This window comes from Pseudoalteromonas piscicida (assembly GCF_000238315.3).
Taxonomy (GTDB): domain Bacteria; phylum Pseudomonadota; class Gammaproteobacteria; order Enterobacterales; family Alteromonadaceae; genus Pseudoalteromonas; species Pseudoalteromonas piscicida.
On record NZ_CP011924.1, the window covers coordinates 207,501 to 224,215 of the forward strand.

A 16,715-nucleotide genomic window follows, 5' to 3' on the forward strand; every position below is an offset into this window, starting at 1 on the left:
TACCGTAACTTCGGGAGAAGGTACGCTCTTGTTTGTGAAGGACTTGCTCTGTAAGCAAACGAGAGCCGCAGTGACCAGGTGGCTGGGACTGTTTATTAAAAACACAGCACTGTGCAAAATCGTAAGATGACGTATACGGTGTGACACCTGCCCGGTGCCGGAAGGTTAATTGATGGGGTTAGCTTAGGCGAAGCTCTTGATCGAAGCCCCGGTAAACGGCGGCCGTAACTATAACGGTCCTAAGGTAGCGAAATTCCTTGTCGGGTAAGTTCCGACCTGCACGAATGGTGTAACCATGGCCACGCTGTCTCCACCCGAGACTCAGTGAAATTGAAATCGCAGTGAAGATGCTGTGTACCCGCGGCTAGACGGAAAGACCCCGTGAACCTTTACTACAGCTTGGCACTGAACATTGACCCTACATGTGTAGGATAGGTGGGAGGCTTTGAAGCAGAGACGCTAGTTTCTGTGGAGCCGACCTTGAAATACCACCCTTGTAGTGTTGATGTTCTAACTTAGGCCCCTGAATCGGGGTTGAGGACAGTGCCTGGTGGGTAGTTTGACTGGGGCGGTCTCCTCCCAAAGAGTAACGGAGGAGCACGAAGGTTTGCTAAGTACGGTCGGACATCGTACGGTTAGTGTAATGGTAGAAGCAAGCTTAACTGCGAGACAGACACGTCGAGCAGGTACGAAAGTAGGTCATAGTGATCCGGTGGTTCTGAATGGAAGGGCCATCGCTCAACGGATAAAAGGTACTCCGGGGATAACAGGCTGATACCGCCCAAGAGTTCATATCGACGGCGGTGTTTGGCACCTCGATGTCGGCTCATCACATCCTGGGGCTGAAGTCGGTCCCAAGGGTATGGCTGTTCGCCATTTAAAGTGGTACGCGAGCTGGGTTTAGAACGTCGTGAGACAGTTCGGTCCCTATCTGCCGTGGGCGTTTGAGAATTGAGAGGGGCTGCTCCTAGTACGAGAGGACCGGAGTGGACGAACCGCTGGTGTTCGGGTTGTGATGCCAATTGCATTGCCCGGTAGCTACGTTCGGAACTGATAACCGCTGAAAGCATCTAAGCGGGAAGCAGGCCTCGAGATGAGTTCTCACTTTGACTTAGAGTCAACTGAAGGGCCGTTGAAGACTACAACGTTGATAGGCGAGATGTGGAAGTGCTGTGAGGCATTAAGCTAACTCGTACTAATTACCCGTGAGGCTTAACCATACAACGCCAAAGTGGTTTACTAGAATTGTTCCAGACAATTCCTAGCATGACCTCCATCCATGGAGGCCTTGGCTAACAGAAGTTAATAGACTAAAGTAGACAAAAGAATTTAATAGCTTTTTCCGGATTTACATTAATGAGGGAGACTTCATTGATGAACAGAATTTCCTGGTGACTATAGCGTTTTGGACCCACCTGACCCCATGCCGAACTCAGAAGTGAAACAAAACAGCGTCGATGATAGTGTGGATTACCCATGTGAAAGTAGAACATCGCCAGGGCCTAATTTAATATAAAAATAAAAACTAAAAAACAGTATTTTCCTGATGACCATAGCGTTTTGGAACCACCTGACCCCATGCCGAACTCAGAAGTGAAACAAAACAGCGTCGATGATAGTGTGGATTACCCATGTGAAAGTAGAACATCGCCAGGGCCTAATTTAATATAAAAATAAAAACTAAAAAACAGTATTTTCCTGATGACCATAGCGTTTTGGAACCACCTGACCCCATGCCGAACTCAGAAGTGAAACAAAACAGCGTCGATGATAGTGTGGATTACCCATGTGAAAGTAGAACATCGCCAGGGCCTAATTTAATATAAAAATAAAAACTAAAAAACAGTATTTTCCTGATGACCATAGCGTTTTGGAACCACCTGACCCCATGCCGAACTCAGAAGTGAAACAAAACAGCGTCGATGATAGTGTGGATTACCCATGTGAAAGTAGAACATCGCCAGGGCCTAATTTAATATAAAAATAAAAACTAAAAAACAGTATTTTCCTGATGACCATAGCGTTTTGGAACCACCTGACCCCATGCCGAACTCAGAAGTGAAACAAAACAGCGTCGATGATAGTGTGGATTACCCATGTGAAAGTAGAACATCGTCAGGGCCTAATTAAAGAAACCCGCTACAGCAATGTAGCGGGTTTTTTGTTTTTTGATCCAATACGCGAGATAAACTCGCTCCCATCACAGCATAAGTACAGTGCAATATAGTAGACGGTTTACCTACCGATTTGTGTGCATACATATCCAAGTCGAAAACGTTGAAGCCTTTCCCAATCTACAAAGTGATCACCCTCGCGAGATAATCTCGCTCTCACCACAGCATAAGCAAAGTGCAATATGGTAGGAGGTGGTTTATCCACCGATTTGTATGTCTATACGCCGAGAACATGTTACTTTTCCTTTTAGGTACAAAAAGAAGGAAAGGTGGAAAATCAAAGTGGTAGTGAAATTGTAAATTTACAACCTCGGTTTAGCTTGCTTGATACGCTAATATTTCCTTTTAATAATTTAACGAGCTCGTTTGTGATCGCAAGGCCAAGCCCCGCATTGTGTTTACGGTTACTTAGGCTATTTTTAGCCTGAAAGCTAGCGTCGAATATATAGGGAAGATTAGTGGCGCTTATCCCAGTGCCAGTATCATTAACACTCACTAAAGCAATATCTTGTTGCTGCTGTAATGTGAGCTGTACTTCACCACCAGCATGAGTGTGCCTGATAGCGTTATCGATGAGGTTTGATAGGATTCTGTCTAATTTCCCGATATCACTGTATATACTAACTTCGCTTGCTTTAGGGCTTATTAACATGGTTATTCCGCGCTGTTTAGCCTGCAATGTAAACTTAGCCGCAACGTCATACATAAGTTCAAGTAGATTAAAGGGCTCAATATGAAGTTTGGTATGTCCAGCTTCTAGATGGGCGAGTTCAAAAATCTGTGCGATAAGATGATTGAGCTGATTTATATTTTTGCTGGCAATTTCGATATGCGAAACGATATTTTTGTCACTCGTTTGTTTTTCTATCAGTTCAATGTAACCTTTAAGCGAGGCAAGTGGTGTGCGAAGATCGTGGCTTAGCTGTGAAAGTAATTCTTTACGTTGTTCATCTTTGAGGTTAAGTGTGGTTAATTGCTGCTGAATCTTATCCAGCATCGCATTGACGCTGCGACCCAGCTGATGGATCTCATCATGTTCTTCGGGCCAATTTATTTGGGCATCACGACTAATATTAAAATGGTTTTGGCTGACTTGATCTATATATTGAGTCAGTCTGGACACGGGCTTGGTGATTTTATTAAGCAGTAGCAAGACGACAACCAGTAAAAAGAACAAAGTGCCTAATAACCAACTTACGCCGAGCATCACCTTATCTGAATTTTTTAGCTGCTCAATAATGCTATCGTATTTTGACGAGCCGATGATGATATATAGATAACCCTGTAAAATATTCTGGTTAAATACAGGGGCCACAGAGAAAATTTTACTGCCGTTAACGCTCCTCGGGTCGTCACCAAATACAGGTAGTTGGCTATCGCTCTTTAGGAGCTTTTTTAATGGGGTAACATCAATTTGCTGACGTTTAACCTCTCCAGGGGCTGCAGAATAAGTTAATAGCTTACCTTCAGGGGAGACAAAATAAAACTCGAATGAGGGGCCTAAGATCATCAAGGTGTGAAATAGATTACTCAAACCATCATAGTCGTACACTCCCTCTTTTATCAGGGGGTTATCGTCGACAAGATGGGTCGCAAGTGCTAGGTGTAATTGTTGTTCTGCTTGAGATTTAGACACTTGAGATAGCGCTTGAGTCCACCACACAAAAATCGCTGCAATGACAACGAAAGTGACAAATAAGGTCAGTGCGAGTTTTTTGTAGAGTGAGAGCTTCATACGCTATGCCCACTAAGAGAGGCTGAATTTAACTTGTAACCAACACCCCATACTGTTTCGATCACCGTATTATTTGAAATAGCTTCAAGCTTTGCCCTCAGACGATTAATATGGGAGTTAACGGTATGCTCGTATCCTGAGTGTTGGTAGCCCCATACTGACTCTAATAACTGGGTTCGAGAAAACACGTGATTTGGGTGTTTAGCAAAAAACTGCAGCAGCTCAAATTCGGTTGCGGTAAGGTCTAATCTAACATTAGCCAACGAAATTTCATGACAACAGGCATCGATAACTAGGCTCCCAACTGCAATTTTATCGCTTGGGAAATTCGCATTTTCAGTCTGCATTGGTTGCTTAAGTTGCCTGACATGGCGTAGCTGTGCTTTCACTCTTGCTTGCAATTCTCTCGTATTAAAAGGCTTGCATATATAGTCGTCCGCACCAACTTCAAGTCCAATGATCCTATCGATATCGCTACTTTTTGAGGTGACGATGATGACACTACTCATAGGGTAAAGCGCCTTCAGTTCTCGACAAAGGGTTAGTCCATCCATATTAGGTAGCATTAAATCCAATAAAATCACGGAAAAATCGTTCGATTTAGCAGCCGACAATACTTGGCTGCCGTCGGCAACATGCGTTACCTCTAAAGCTAGCTCCTCTAAATGCACTTGGAGTAATCTCGCTATGTCTAAGTCATCTTCAACTAGCAACACGTTTTCTAACATAAATAGCCCTTTATGAAAGCGCAAACGCCTATGGCAGACGTTTGCGCATAGGCTATTTAACTCTCTCGATTGTGACTGCAAGCAGCGGGTTATCAAATTTATGGATACTAGTGAGTGTTGAACTTTGGAGTCCATCATCACTACCAACTACGCCACTGTGCATCGTCACCATGTTGTGATTATCGTTGCGCTCTGCGTTAAAGCCCTCACCGCTATCTGCTGGGCCTGGTATGGTTCCCGCGGCTTCGCTATTCAGCTCAGTTCCAGCATCGTAGGCAAGTGTTCGATACATTTGCATCTCGCCTACGGGCAGCGCAGAGAGGTCTATAGCATTTAGACCGGAGAATCCATCATTGGTATTCACCATCATGGTTAATAGCGATAATTTAAGCTCAGAGAGGTCAGTAGTTTTGATGGAAAGGTTGGTGGTCGCACCGGGGCCTAAAGGTCCATCCGTTGATACGGATGCTTGTGTCATCTCGTCGGCGATGATGTCGCTGTTATTTCCGCCCTCTGCAAGTTGTTCTAATGCTTCACTTGCTGGCATGCCGACAGTAAAGTAATGACCAGACTGATGAAGCAGCACTGCAATTGGTGACATTGGCTGTGCATATGTAAGGTTGGTGATGGTGATGGCAAACTCATACTCAACCGGCTTTGGCTCGACCGGTGGCTCTGGCATCACCATATTATTGTCATTGTCTCCACATGCACTGAGCAGGAGCGCAGACATGGCAATTAATGCTAATTTCGCTTTCATAGCTCCCCCCCTTATTTTACGGTTACTGTTACTTTAGCTACGGGATTTAACCAACGGTGCACGGTGTTATGCAGATCGCTATTACCGCCGACTTGCTCAGCGTCACCTACGTTGCCTCTGTGAATATGGACCATGGTGTTTTCTTCACTTGCTGTAACACCGGCTCCTTGAGTTCCTGGAGCCGTACCTGGTGATGCTGGGATCCCCAAAATACCGGGTGCACCAGAGCCTTCGACAACCAGTTCATTATTCGCTTCAGTACCCGCATCATAGGCATTAAGGTAAACTTCATAGGTGCCGGCAGCGCTTGGAATAGGCCAAGCGTTTAATCCTACAAATCCATCATTGGTAGGAAGTAGCATCGCCACAATTGAAAGGTGCGTATTGTCTTCACTGGTTGATATCGTGACCATTGTAGTGCCTGCGGGTGCAAGTAGCCCCTCAGCTGGGTTGGCGACCATATTGGCGTTTGCGCTTTCGAGAATTTGTCCTAAAGCTGAAATGTCACCGCCTTCGGCCATGGCTTGTAATGCTTCAGATGCTTGCTCACCGAGTTTAAAAAGAGCGGTATCTTGATTATGAGCAGCCACCAGTAAAGGCGTATAGTAAATACCGTGAGTGAGGTTAGTGATCTTTACTTCAAGGTCTTGTGCCAGCGCTGCGCTTGATAAACACGTGGCGACTAGGGTGGTCAGGATTTTTGCTTTCATGATGTACTCTTCTTATTAGGATTAACAGTCTCCTTATCATGGCTGCAAGATATTGAGATAGGCTCACGGAGTTATCACGTTTTTATCACAAAAGCATAGAATACTTATCACAGGGCTCAGATCAACGGAGCTTAGGTTAACTTGAAATACGCCGGAACGGTTTTAGTTGATCGAAAACTATCAATTAGTTCTGCAAGGTAGGACTAATGAGGAGTAAAAACTCCTCATTATTAGGGCCTGTTTATCTTTCAAGTTTGTTTTTGCAGCAGTTTGATTGGTATTTATATCCGGTGGCTCTGGCATCACCATATTATTGTCATTGTCTCCACATGCACTGAGCAGGAGCGCAGACATGGCAATTAATGCTAATTTCGCTTTCATAGCTCCCCCCCTTATTTTACGGTTACTGTTACTTTAGCTACGGGATTTAACCAACGGTGCACGGTGTTATGCAGATCGCTATTACCGCCGACTTGCTCAGCGTCACCTACGTTGCCTCTGTGAATATGGACCATGGTGTTTTCTTCACTTGCTGTAACACCGGCTCCTTGAGTTCCTGGAGCCGTACCTGGTGATGCTGGGATCCCCAAAATACCGGGTGCACCAGAGCCTTCGACAACCAGTTCATTATTCGCTTCAGTACCCGCATCATAGGCATTAAGGTAAACTTCATAGGTGCCGGCAGCGCTTGGAATAGGCCAAGCGTTTAATCCTACAAATCCATCATTGGTAGGAAGTAGCATCGCCACAATTGAAAGGTGCGTATTGTCTTCACTGGTTGATATCGTGACCATTGTAGTGCCTGCGGGTGCAAGTAGCCCCTCAGCTGGGTTGGCGACCATATTGGCGTTTGCGCTTTCGAGAATTTGTCCTAAAGCTGAAATGTCACCGCCTTCGGCCATGGCTTGTAATGCTTCAGATGCTTGCTCACCGAGTTTAAAAAGAGCGGTATCTTGATTATGAGCAGCCACCAGTAAAGGCGTATAGTAAATACCGTGAGTGAGGTTAGTGATCTTTACTTCAAGGTCTTGTGCCAGCGCTGCGCTTGATAAACACGTGGCGACTAGGGTGGTCAGGATTTTTGCTTTCATGATGTACTCTTCTTATTAGGATTAACAGTCTCCTTATCATGGCTGCAAGATATTGAGATAGGCTCACGGAGTTATCACGTTTTTATCACAAAAGCATAGAATACTTATCACAGGGCTCAGATCAACGGAGCTTAGGTTAACTTGAAATACGCCGGAACGGTTTTAGTTGATCGAAAACTATCAATTAGTTCTGCAAGGTAGGACTAATGAGGAGTAAAAACTCCTCATTATTAGGGCCTGTTTATCTTTCAAGTTTGTTTTTGCAGCAGTTTGATTGGTATTTATATAAGGCAGAGCCTGCGTAGCATAGTTGTTCTATGTGAGTCAGGCGATAAAGACTTTGTGCTCCTGCAAAGTCACCTTACCCCACATCCTTGTGGGGCAACACAGTAGAAATGCCAATCAAGCGCTGCCCTTTGGGTTCACCTGAGTGCGCTTTGTTCATTGTTGCTCAACTTTGGCCTAGATTACTAGGCGGCAAGTCGAGCGTCGCGACCAAAACCCACTCAGAAGAACAAAAATCAAACAGCAAAGGTCAACAGGCCCTAGGGAGGCGAGTTAGGGCTTATCGAAATAACTGAGGTTAACGCCAAGCACACTATTGGCATCAGCAAGCGTTACTTTGTTTTTAGTATTTGGCGAGAAGTTAGGATCGATATATTCCATAATCATTTCATTAGCAATTTTCCGATAGGCGATTTGCATTGCTTCTGACGAGCTACAGCCTTGGTCTGTTTCAAAGACTTCGCTTAGTGGCGCTAAACCAAACCCTTTTTGTAGCGCTAAATCTGTCGAACGTAACGCGCCTTCTACCCAGCCCTGATAATCAGAGTAAGCTTCACCGCAGGTAAACAGATTTGGCAACGGCTCCACTAAATCTTCGATGACATCTTTATCATTCGCGCCAATTGCCCATTGATGTACACCAAAACCAAATTGAAGGTTTTCAGGGACATTGAAATTTACATTCCCTTCCCAAATTCGAGCGCTAGTAAGGGTGGGCTGTGGGACATAGTGCGTATTAAAAATGTCTCTAAAGAATTGTGTCGCTTGTCGTACAACCGCTTCAGAGGCTGGAAAAATATCACTGGGAATAGACTCGACGAGTTCCGATTCACGAGGGTGATGATAAAGCTCACCTTTGTTTTGCAGTGCACTCCAAAAATTAATATTTAAATAATCACAGTAAATAGTCAATGCGGCTGGGCGACTGTATTTAGCGGCTTCTATCCCTTCGAGTTTGTGTTGAGTTTCAGAGTTAGGCTCTGCATGACGCTCGTTATACATAAGCGCGGCTGCGAGTTCATCATCTAAAGCATAAAAGGGATAAACAGAACCCGTTGGTAAATCGGCAAAGTTAGGTCCAAAGCTGACAGCTGGACGGCCTGTCATGCCGGTTCCCCACCATGCAGTGTCGTAGTATAAATTAATCTTCAGGAGCGGTTGGTTGCTTGTGCTTTGCAATGTATCCCATAACGCATCGCGCCGCTGCTTTGGTAGTTGTTTGAATACATCCGACGCTATGAACAACTTTTCAAGCGCGAGCCTTGGTAGCCCTAAAATAAGCTTTTCGGCTTTAAATGTTCCTTCGCTTATCTGTCCGTCTTGCTCGGTTTTGGTGTACTTAAGTACATATAGATTGTCTGCTTTATCAAAGGCGATGCTATCGATGCTTGTTTGCAGGTAAATCTTCTCTTTGCCTATTTTATCCACCAGCGCGTTTGGCAGGGTGCTAAAGCCGTCTTTAAAGGTTCTAAATTCGACATCTGCAGGAAAGTCTTCCAAAAGCTGATAGGCAACCCCCGCATTCATTTTCGATAAGAAAGTGCCATTAAAGCCCAAAACACGATACAGCATGGTGATACATTCTTGGCTATAACCCATATCAGTGAGTAAATCCCACAAAGACCAATTATACAGCGGCTCACCTTGCCATTGGCATTGCAGACGGAACTCCTGCCAAAACTCTGGGCCACGAACCTCAGGCCTTGAATCGAATTGTGGATTCACTTGCAAGATACGATTAAAAACAACATTAATAATGTCTTTGGGATTAACGCCTTGTTCGTTTGGGTCGAGGTTATAAAGTGCCGACCAAATATGATAGTCGTCTTGCTTAGCGTCGTTTACCGAAAAGCTGGTCCCGCGAAAGTAGAGTCGGTTATTGCCGTCGCTATTCATGGGGAAAGGGACTATCTGATCTTCTAGGCCCAATTTTAGAAAGAGGGCCATTAGGTCATCCATACCCTCAAATAGAAACCGCATACCACCTTGTTCTTCTTTGACCGTAATGGTGCTGTCAGGTTTTGCTCCGGCACGGTTATCTCTAAAATGGATAAGATCTGAGTCTAATCTTCCACCTGTGCGGTTGCTGCGCTCAAAAATGGCGAAGTCATCAACGTCTGTTTCGCACTGTAATCGCCAAGCGCTATACAAACCAGACATACCAGCCCCTATCACAGCGACTTTCACCGCGTCTGGAATGGGTTTTTGACTAATATCGGTACCTATTTTGTAGTGAGTCATGTGAGTTCCTTAGTCGACTATGTCTCACACTTTTGAGGCTGACTGCTTTTATACCAATTGGTATTACTTCCTAGCTCGCTAAGTGATCTATAACGTATCTATGCACTCCAACCTGTTGAGTGCACTTTCCAAAAATTTGTTGCAGCAAGCCAAGTATTGCTTTCTCAGCTTGATGCAAAACCCAGATACTACTTTAGTACACTGGTTAAGTTTGTGTTAATTTTTGCGGCAGTTTTGCCAAGTGTTTGTCTAAAAAGTACGAATGGTATGAATTTAATAAACTTTTATTTTCGGCTGAACACTAATTTGAGGGATGGAACACACTTGTTCCATCCAGACTAACGTATTTAGGCGAACCGGAGCATTTAGCCAACAATGATATGGGGTAAGAAACGGCTAAGATCTTGGGTGATCAGACTTTTATCTTCACGTACACCAATTCCAACAGCTTTATCACCGACAATCCATGAACCGATGAGCGTATTGAAGCCTGCAAATTTGGGTAAAGGTGAGTAGGCTTGATAAATATAGCCTTCTTCGCCATATCCACCTGCAGACTGTGCAAGCAGCTGTTGATCTTTTCGGATCTCAATATTCGCGCCCTCACGAGAAAATAGAGGCTTTTTCACATAGCCGGACTCACTGTTTGCGATTTTATGCTTATCTTGTTCAAAGTATGCAGGTAACAGATTTGGGTGATTTGGAAAGGTTTGCCATAGCAAAGGTAAAATTGCTTTATTTGATAAAATCGCTTTCCAAGCAGGCTCTAGCCATTGCACTTTTGCTTCTGATAATTGTTCACTATATTCATCTTGAAACATAAATTCCCACGGGTATAGCTTAAACATCCATTGGATTTTTCCATCATCAAGGTCGACAAAGTGTTGGTTATTAAATCCGATATCTTCGATAAAAACTTGTTTCGTTTTGAGTCCAGCTTCCATCGCGCAGCTGCGCATATATTGAATGGTGCCCAAGTCCTCAATGCTTTCTTTGCAGCAAGAAAAGTGTAGGGGAGCACCGCGGTGGAATTTATGCAGTTGATAAAAACGCTCTACCAGCGCTTCTTGAAGGCCATTAAATTGATCCGCATTACGCGGTAGCTTACCGGCTCTTACCTGTTCTTCAAGCCATAGCCACTGCCAGTAACCCGTTTCGAATAAACTGGTGGGCGTGTCATAATTGGCCTCCAGCAGCTTAGCTGGTGACTTACCATCGTAACTAAAGTCAAAGCGACCATAGAGCGCTTGGTCTCGACGATGCCATGAGCGAGTCACTAATTCCCATTGAGACTCAGGAATAGCAAACTGTTGCAGAAGTGACTCATCATTACACACTAAATCGACAAGGTGTAAGAGCATTTGGTGGAGTTCATCACTTGGGTCTTCCAAGTCTTGCTCAATTTGTTTTAACGTAAATTGATAATATGCACTTTCGTCCCAATACTTTTCACCATACATAGTATGAAATTCAAAGCCGTGGGCTTTTGCTTGTTCACGCCAGTGTGGGCGTTCATCAATAGAAATTCTTAACATAAGTGTAAAATCGATCCGTCTAATACCAATTGTATTAAGTAAATGAGCTCGCTAAGTGATCTATAACGTATCTATGCACTCCAACCTGTTGAGTGCACTTTCCAAAAATTTGTTGCAGCAAGCCAAGTATTGCTTTCTCAGCTTGATGCAAAACCCAGATACTACTTTAGTACACTGGTTAAGTTTGTGTTAATTTTTGCGGCAGTTTTGCCAAGTGTTTGTCTAAAAAGTACGAATGGTATGAATTTAATAAACTTTTATTTTCGGCTGAACACTAATTTGAGGGATGGAACACACTTGTTCCATCCAGACTAACGTATTTAGGCGAACCGGAGCATTTAGCCAACAATGATATGGGGTAAGAAACGGCTAAGATCTTGGGTGATCAGACTTTTATCTTCACGTACACCAATTCCAACAGCTTTATCACCGACAATCCATGAACCGATGAGCGTATTGAAGCCTGCAAATTTGGGTAAAGGTGAGTAGGCTTGATAAATATAGCCTTCTTCGCCATATCCACCTGCAGACTGTGCAAGCAGCTGTTGATCTTTTCGGATCTCAATATTCGCGCCCTCACGAGAAAATAGAGGCTTTTTCACATAGCCGGACTCACTGTTTGCGATTTTATGCTTATCTTGTTCAAAGTATGCAGGTAACAGATTTGGGTGATTTGGAAAGGTTTGCCATAGCAAAGGTAAAATTGCTTTATTTGATAAAATCGCTTTCCAAGCAGGCTCTAGCCATTGCACTTTTGCTTCTGATAATTGTTCACTATATTCATCTTGAAACATAAATTCCCACGGGTATAGCTTAAACATCCATTGGATTTTTCCATCATCAAGGTCGACAAAGTGTTGGTTATTAAATCCGATATCTTCGATAAAAACTTGTTTCGTTTTGAGTCCAGCTTCCATCGCGCAGCTGCGCATATATTGAATGGTGCCCAAGTCCTCAATGCTTTCTTTGCAGCAAGAAAAGTGTAGGGGAGCACCGCGGTGGAATTTATGCAGTTGATAAAAACGCTCTACCAGCGCTTCTTGAAGGCCATTAAATTGATCCGCATTACGCGGTAGCTTACCGGCTCTTACCTGTTCTTCAAGCCATAGCCACTGCCAGTAACCCGTTTCGAATAAACTGGTGGGCGTGTCATAATTGGCCTCCAGCAGCTTAGCTGGTGACTTACCATCGTAACTAAAGTCAAAGCGACCATAGAGCGCTTGGTCTCGACGATGCCATGAGCGAGTCACTAATTCCCATTGAGACTCAGGAATAGCAAACTGTTGCAGAAGTGACTCATCATTACACACTAAATCGACAAGGTGTAAGAGCATTTGGTGGAGTTCATCACTTGGGTCTTCCAAGTCTTGCTCAATTTGTTTTAACGTAAATTGATAATATGCACTTTCGTCCCAATACTTTTCACCATACATAGTATGAAATTCAAAGCCGTGGGCTTTTGCTTGTTCACGCCAGTGTGGGCGTTCATCAATAGAAATTCTTAACATAAGTGTAAAATCGATCCGTCTAATACCAATTGTATTAAGTAAATGAGCTATTTTGAAGCGGGGAAATAGCTTTAGTAGCAAGGCAAAAATTTTGCTATTTAGTTGTTCTAAATGAGAGATTTTTAACGAAGCTAATATGGTATTTCACTCTTCAAATTGATTGGAGAATTAATTCAATTGGTATAATACCAATTGCGTAGATACTTGGTAAACTACAGAGCACTCAATAAAAAGCCGAGTGGACCTCGGCTTATATTTTATCAAGCGAAGGTTGGCTTAGCTGCCCCAACTGCCACTACTACTACGAGAAGCTGTGCGGCCAAATCCACCGCGACTGCGTGATACTGAGCTGGCGCGAGGCTTGTAATTTATAGTTGAGCTTTTGACCGATGTTGTACCCGAAGACTTTGCAGACGCGACAAACCCGTTTTGCGCATTTCGGTAGCTAAAGAAGTCATCACGAGAGCGATACAGTGGCTTTGCGCCAGAGTAGTAAGTGCCACCTAAGTAAGCCGCTTTCTTCTTTTTGCGCTTTTTCATCATGTCTAGGCCTTCGTCTACTGCTTCTGCAAGTGCAGCAACCATAAAGCCTGCCATAATTGGACGCCAGATCCCACCACTCGAATTTTCACAGCGATCAAAGCCAAAGTCGCTTTCGCATAGCTGTTCAGAGGCATATTTGGGGGCTTCTTGGCGATGGCTATCGAGTGCTTGTTGGTATTGAAACTGGCATGCTTCTTCTTCAATACCGAATGATGTACATTCATCAACGTCTTTAAAAAGTAACGCTGATTCGTCGCTATCACCACACGCGGTCAACCCTCCTGTGGCGCCCATTAATAAAGTCAATTTGATTGTTCTACTCCTTTTCATCTTGACTCCTTAATAGGTCATGCAAGCGGCATTCAAAATTCCGGTCGCAAGCGAGGCACCACCTAAGAACAACCCAGCACTGATGTGATTGTTTTCGATTTTCTCAGATAGCTTTGGCATATAAAGCCTTACCATGAAGAAGGTAATTAACTGCATGACTCCCGCAATAACACCCCAAACGGCAAAATCAATAAGAGAGACTGCATTGACAGCGGCACTGGCGATAGGTAAGACAAAACCAATTAAGGTACCGCAAAACGCAGTTGCAGCAGCAGGGTTGTTTTCTTTAACTAGTTTCCACTCACAATAAGGGGTAACTTTGGAGTAAATAAACAAAAAGACTAGGGTAAGTAAGTAGGCAAGGCCGAAGTAGGAAATAAAAGGGACAAATCCTTGTAAAGAATCCAAAATCATAATTTTCTCTTTGTTATAGCATCGAATTTGAAATCCGATAGATATTAATCATCATCGTAGGTGAGCTGCTCTAGCTCGCGATGTAGTATATCATCATCTCCAAGGTTAAGTTCAATAAGGCGCTTTAAATGCGTCACACTATCAAGATCGATTTGGCGGCAATGTACGCCTAAATGACCCTCTTCAACATGACGAACTTCTACCTCCATCGTAATTTGGATATCACTGCCAGGTAAATAAAAGTTTAAACTTGCTGGGTCATTTTTGAGTGGCACATAACCATCGGGCAGGGTGAGTAACGCGCCATTGAGCGATAAATCCAAGATTTCGCAGCTAAAATCACCGCTTGAGGCCATAAATTGTGCCTCGTTTGAAAAAATAACTCTGGAAAAACGTCGACGTTCTTTCATTACTGATCCTAATAGTCCGTATGGGTAAAGAATAGCTTATATCATTGTGCTCGCTACTAAAAAATGACAATAAATTACGCCGCTTGGATGGAATTGCCACTGAAATTTGATTTGCTACTTGTTTCAACAGTGCGGCATGAATAAAGCTAAGCGGCTACTAAAAAATAAAAAAAGGCTCCTAACGGGGAGCCTCAGATTATCATCGTCGATAGACTAATGTTTTAATTATTAGCCAATCTTCTTGTATTTGATACGTTTAGGCTCTGCGGCCTCAGCACCAAAGGTCTTCTTCAGCCATTCTTCGTATTCAGTGTAGTTGCCGTCAAAGAAATTGATTTGGCCTTCATCACGGTAATCTAGGATGTGGGTCGCGATACGGTCTAGGAACCAACGGTCGTGCGAGATACACATAACGCAGCCCGGGAATTCCAAAATCGCATTTTCTAGCGCTCGTAACGTTTCAACGTCGAGATCATTGGTTGGCTCATCCAGCAACAGTACGTTACCGCCTGCTTTTAGTAGTTTTGCTAAGTGCAGACGATTGCGCTCACCACCAGAGAGCTCTTTTACAAACTTTTGTTGGTCATTGCCCTTAAAGTTAAAGCGGCCAACATAGGCGCGGCTTGGTACTTCAAAGTTACCAATTTTAAGAATGTCTTGGCCGTTGGAGATCTCTTGGAATACCGTGTTATTACCGTCCATGTCATCACGGAACTGTTCAACAGTGGCGATTTCAACTGTTTCACCAATAGTGATGTTACCACTATCTGGCTGCTCTTGACCGCTTAGCATTCTAAACAGCGTTGACTTACCCGCGCCGTTTGCACCGATGATCCCAACAATTGCACCTTTAGGTACGTTGAAGTTCAAATCGTCAATCAACAATCGGTCACCGAAGCTCTTACGTAAGTTGCTCACTTCAATTACTTGGTCGCCTAAGCGAGGACCTGGTGGAATGAATAGCTCGTTGGTTTCGTTACGCTTTTGATAGTCGTTTTGCTGAAGCTCGGTAAACTGCGCCATACGTGCTTTAGACTTAGCTTGGCGACCTTTCGGATTTGAGCGCACCCATTCAAGTTCTTTTTCAATCGACTTCTGGCGTGCTTTCTCTGATTTTTCTTCTTGCTTCAAACGTGCATCTTTTTGCTCAAGCCATGAAGAATAGTTACCTTCCCACGGAATACCATGGCCACGGTCAAGCTCTAAAATCCAGCCAGCTACGTTATCTAGGAAGTAGCGGTCGTGGGTGATCGCCACCACTGTGCCCTCGTAGTCATGAAGGAAGCGTTCCAACCACGCAACTGACTCGGCGTCTAAGTGGTTAGTTGGTTCGTCAAGAAGCAGCATATCTGGCTTTTCAAGTAACAGTCGGCAGATAGCAACACGGCGTCTTTCACCACCTGAGAGGTGCTCAATTTTTGCATCCCATTCTGGTAAACGAAGCGCATCGGCAGCACGCTCAAGCGCATTATCTAGGTTGTGACCGTCGTGTGCTTGGATGATAGCTTCTAATTCGCCTTGCTCTTTAGCTAGCGCATCAAAGTCAGCGTCTTCCATTGCGTACTCTGCGTACACTTCGTCTAATCGAGTAAGTGCGCGCTTAACTTCGCCAACTGCTTCTTCAATCGTTTCACGAACGGTTTTGCTTTCATCTAGTACAGGTTCCTGCGGTAGGTAACCAATCTTAGTACCAGGTTGCGGACGTGCCTCGCCCTCGAATTCATTATCCACACCCGCCATAATACGAAGTAAGGTCGATTTACCTGCACCATTAAGACCTAAAACACCAATTTTAGCGCCCGGGAAAAAGCATAAAGAAATGTCTTTCAGAATAGTGCGCTTAGGTGGCACAACTTTGCTCACCCGCGACATGGTATAAATATATTGAGCCATGAGTTTCCAATCTCTTTTTTAAGTTAGATGTATTTTAGAGAAAGCCTTCCAGTGCTGCAATGTTGATAGTTCAGAACGAGGAAAAAACAATGCCCAAGCTAAAGTTGGTTAACTATTGTAATTTTTTATTTACCTTTTAATAAGTTAAATAATTGAACTGTTTATTTATCCAGTCGTTAATTGTAAGCATATCATTCATAGGTCATTTTTGACCTGTTTCCAATCCGAGAAATCGCTATTATATCACTACGCTGAAGAAAGTTATCAGATGAACATGTTAACGGGCGTGGTGGGTTTTTACCGGAACTAAAAACTCGATGGCAAGGATGAACGGCTACGTTGTTTTCGCTTTTCAGCG

At 43.9% G+C, this 16,715-nt stretch carries 14 protein-coding genes and 6 rRNA genes (1 of these 20 only partly in view); 7 read left to right on the plus strand and 13 right to left on the minus strand.

The annotated features are described in order from the left end of the window. The 6 genes from PPIS_RS01010 to rrf (PPIS_RS01035) all read left to right on the plus strand — a co-directional run. A 23S ribosomal RNA gene (locus PPIS_RS01010) occupies positions 1-1,220 on the plus strand; it begins 1,664 nt to the left of the window's first position. A 167-nt stretch (positions 1,221-1,387) separates the two neighbouring features. Continuing rightward, positions 1,388-1,501, plus strand: a 5S ribosomal RNA gene (rrf, locus tag PPIS_RS01015). A gap of 41 nt (positions 1,502-1,542) precedes the next feature. Continuing rightward, positions 1,543-1,656, plus strand: a 5S ribosomal RNA gene (rrf, locus tag PPIS_RS01020). A gap of 41 nt (positions 1,657-1,697) precedes the next feature. After that, positions 1,698-1,811 (plus strand): 5S ribosomal RNA (rrf, locus tag PPIS_RS01025). 41 nt (positions 1,812-1,852) lie between these two features. Then, a 5S ribosomal RNA gene (rrf, locus tag PPIS_RS01030) occupies positions 1,853-1,966 on the plus strand. Between the two features lie 41 nt (positions 1,967-2,007). Further along, a 5S ribosomal RNA gene (gene rrf, locus PPIS_RS01035) occupies positions 2,008-2,121 on the plus strand. A 330-nt stretch (positions 2,122-2,451) separates the two neighbouring features. On the opposite strand, the gene PPIS_RS01040 is transcribed toward rrf (PPIS_RS01035), so the two are convergent. The 6 genes from PPIS_RS01040 to PPIS_RS01065 all read right to left on the minus strand — a co-directional run bounded on the left by PPIS_RS01040 (position 2,452) and on the right by PPIS_RS01065 (position 7,198). Beyond that, positions 2,452-3,909, minus strand: a complete 1,458-nt coding sequence (locus PPIS_RS01040; RefSeq protein ID WP_010378300.1) for a sensor histidine kinase — start codon at positions 3,907-3,909, stop codon at positions 2,452-2,454. Further along, entirely contained in the window at positions 3,906-4,637 is a 732-nt protein-coding gene (locus PPIS_RS01045) for a response regulator transcription factor (protein ID WP_010378302.1), read from the minus strand. The genes PPIS_RS01040 and PPIS_RS01045 overlap by 4 nt, the downstream gene beginning before the upstream one ends. Before the next feature lie 52 nt (positions 4,638-4,689). Then, positions 4,690-5,397 (minus strand): spondin domain-containing protein, encoded by a 708-nt coding sequence (locus tag PPIS_RS01050; protein ID WP_010378303.1) that lies wholly within the window; start codon positions 5,395-5,397, stop codon positions 4,690-4,692. An 11-nt stretch (positions 5,398-5,408) separates the two neighbouring features. Then, the gene (locus PPIS_RS01055) at positions 5,409-6,107 is read right to left on the minus strand and encodes a spondin domain-containing protein (RefSeq protein ID WP_010378306.1); all 699 of its coding nucleotides are present in this window, start codon (positions 6,105-6,107) and stop codon (positions 5,409-5,411) included. A 180-nt stretch (positions 6,108-6,287) separates the two neighbouring features. After that, positions 6,288-6,488 (minus strand): hypothetical protein, encoded by a 201-nt coding sequence (locus tag PPIS_RS01060; protein WP_096040856.1) that lies wholly within the window; start codon positions 6,486-6,488, stop codon positions 6,288-6,290. Positions 6,489-6,499: 11 nt separating this feature from the next. Next, positions 6,500-7,198, minus strand: coding sequence for a spondin domain-containing protein (locus tag PPIS_RS01065; RefSeq protein WP_010378306.1), 699 nt, complete (start codon positions 7,196-7,198; stop codon positions 6,500-6,502). Positions 7,199-7,593: 395 nt separating this feature from the next. On the opposite strand from PPIS_RS01065, the gene PPIS_RS25680 reads away from it, so the two are divergent. Beyond that, positions 7,594-7,779: a hypothetical protein gene (locus tag PPIS_RS25680; RefSeq protein ID WP_081629139.1), complete on the plus strand. Its 186-nt coding sequence runs from the start codon at positions 7,594-7,596 to the stop codon at positions 7,777-7,779. On the opposite strand, the gene PPIS_RS01075 is transcribed toward PPIS_RS25680, so the two are convergent. The 7 genes from PPIS_RS01075 to ettA form a co-directional block, all read right to left on the minus strand. Next, positions 7,757-9,724 (minus strand): FAD-dependent L-amino acid oxidase, encoded by a 1,968-nt coding sequence (locus PPIS_RS01075; protein WP_010378309.1) that lies wholly within the window; start codon positions 9,722-9,724, stop codon positions 7,757-7,759. The genes PPIS_RS25680 and PPIS_RS01075 overlap by 23 nt on opposite strands. A 365-nt stretch (positions 9,725-10,089) precedes the next feature. Beyond that, the gene (locus PPIS_RS01080; protein WP_010378312.1) at positions 10,090-11,259 is read right to left on the minus strand and encodes a glutathionylspermidine synthase family protein; all 1,170 of its coding nucleotides are present in this window, start codon (positions 11,257-11,259) and stop codon (positions 10,090-10,092) included. Positions 11,260-11,597: 338 nt separating this feature from the next. After that, the gene (locus tag PPIS_RS01085; RefSeq protein WP_010378312.1) at positions 11,598-12,767 is read right to left on the minus strand and encodes a glutathionylspermidine synthase family protein; all 1,170 of its coding nucleotides are present in this window, start codon (positions 12,765-12,767) and stop codon (positions 11,598-11,600) included. A gap of 276 nt (positions 12,768-13,043) precedes the next feature. Continuing rightward, positions 13,044-13,640 (minus strand): DUF1190 domain-containing protein, encoded by a 597-nt coding sequence (locus PPIS_RS01090; protein WP_010378313.1) that lies wholly within the window; start codon positions 13,638-13,640, stop codon positions 13,044-13,046. Between the two features lie 9 nt (positions 13,641-13,649). Beyond that, complete coding sequence (locus PPIS_RS01095) at positions 13,650-14,054, minus strand: DUF350 domain-containing protein (protein ID WP_010378315.1); 405 nt, start codon at positions 14,052-14,054, stop codon at positions 13,650-13,652. Between the two features lie 44 nt (positions 14,055-14,098). Further along, complete coding sequence (locus PPIS_RS01100) at positions 14,099-14,464, minus strand: PilZ domain-containing protein (protein WP_010378318.1); 366 nt, start codon at positions 14,462-14,464, stop codon at positions 14,099-14,101. Positions 14,465-14,692: 228 nt separating this feature from the next. Beyond that, entirely contained in the window at positions 14,693-16,357 is a 1,665-nt protein-coding gene (ettA, locus tag PPIS_RS01105; RefSeq protein ID WP_010378320.1) for an energy-dependent translational throttle protein EttA, read from the minus strand. Positions 16,358-16,715 lie beyond the last annotated feature (358 nt).

Coding starts and splice junctions, on each gene's coding strand:
- PPIS_RS01040 (WP_010378300.1), bottom strand. CDS start 3,909: ATGAAGCTCTCACTCTACAAAAAACTCGCACTGACCTTATTTGTCACT.
- PPIS_RS01045 (WP_010378302.1), bottom strand. CDS start 4,637: ATGTTAGAAAACGTGTTGCTAGTTGAAGATGACTTAGACATAGCGAGA.
- PPIS_RS01050 (WP_010378303.1), bottom strand. CDS start 5,397: ATGAAAGCGAAATTAGCATTAATTGCCATGTCTGCGCTCCTGCTCAGT.
- PPIS_RS01055 (WP_010378306.1), bottom strand. CDS start 6,107: ATGAAAGCAAAAATCCTGACCACCCTAGTCGCCACGTGTTTATCAAGC.
- PPIS_RS01060 (WP_096040856.1), bottom strand. CDS start 6,488: ATGAAAGCGAAATTAGCATTAATTGCCATGTCTGCGCTCCTGCTCAGT.
- PPIS_RS01065 (WP_010378306.1), bottom strand. CDS start 7,198: ATGAAAGCAAAAATCCTGACCACCCTAGTCGCCACGTGTTTATCAAGC.
- PPIS_RS25680 (WP_081629139.1), top strand. CDS start 7,594: ATGCCAATCAAGCGCTGCCCTTTGGGTTCACCTGAGTGCGCTTTGTTC.
- PPIS_RS01075 (WP_010378309.1), bottom strand. CDS start 9,724: ATGACTCACTACAAAATAGGTACCGATATTAGTCAAAAACCCATTCCA.
- PPIS_RS01080 (WP_010378312.1), bottom strand. CDS start 11,259: ATGTTAAGAATTTCTATTGATGAACGCCCACACTGGCGTGAACAAGCA.
- PPIS_RS01085 (WP_010378312.1), bottom strand. CDS start 12,767: ATGTTAAGAATTTCTATTGATGAACGCCCACACTGGCGTGAACAAGCA.
- PPIS_RS01090 (WP_010378313.1), bottom strand. CDS start 13,640: ATGAAAAGGAGTAGAACAATCAAATTGACTTTATTAATGGGCGCCACA.
- PPIS_RS01095 (WP_010378315.1), bottom strand. CDS start 14,054: ATGATTTTGGATTCTTTACAAGGATTTGTCCCTTTTATTTCCTACTTC.
- PPIS_RS01100 (WP_010378318.1), bottom strand. CDS start 14,464: ATGAAAGAACGTCGACGTTTTTCCAGAGTTATTTTTTCAAACGAGGCA.
- ettA (WP_010378320.1), bottom strand. CDS start 16,357: ATGGCTCAATATATTTATACCATGTCGCGGGTGAGCAAAGTTGTGCCA.